Origin of the sequence: Pseudoalteromonas sp. GW168-MNA-CIBAN-0100 (assembly GCF_040309225.1) — a bacterium.
Taxonomy (GTDB): domain Bacteria; phylum Pseudomonadota; class Gammaproteobacteria; order Enterobacterales; family Alteromonadaceae; genus Pseudoalteromonas; species Pseudoalteromonas arctica.
Genome location: NZ_JBEOOL010000549.1, coordinates 1 through 273, shown reverse-complemented (window position 1 = coordinate 273; position 273 = coordinate 1). Strand labels below are relative to the sequence as shown.

The window sequence follows — 273 nt, the reverse complement described above, 5'->3', positions numbered from 1 at the left end:
AGATGACGCTGATCGGGTGACCGTATTGTATGAAATCACGTCAGACCAGTCAGTTGAACTTGAGCTTGCACTTAAAATTATCGGATCGCCACCATCAATTAGAAAGGTTATACGCTGAATGTTACCAAGCCTATTAGGTGAGCCAAAGGTAGTATCGTGACTCGTCATATTCTCGATACTAAATCCAAGCAGCAGTAGCTCGCCAGGCGAGCTTCTTGTGAGAACAGGATTTATAAAAACACCACTACCGTCAATATGAACTCCGCCTGCAAT

The 273-nt window shown here is 44.0% G+C and carries 1 protein-coding gene; it reads right to left on the bottom strand.

The genetic code is table 11. The features are described from left to right. A partial coding sequence (locus AAEY62_RS22375; protein WP_350636605.1) for a hypothetical protein occupies positions 1-273 on the bottom strand: 273 nt, incomplete at both ends.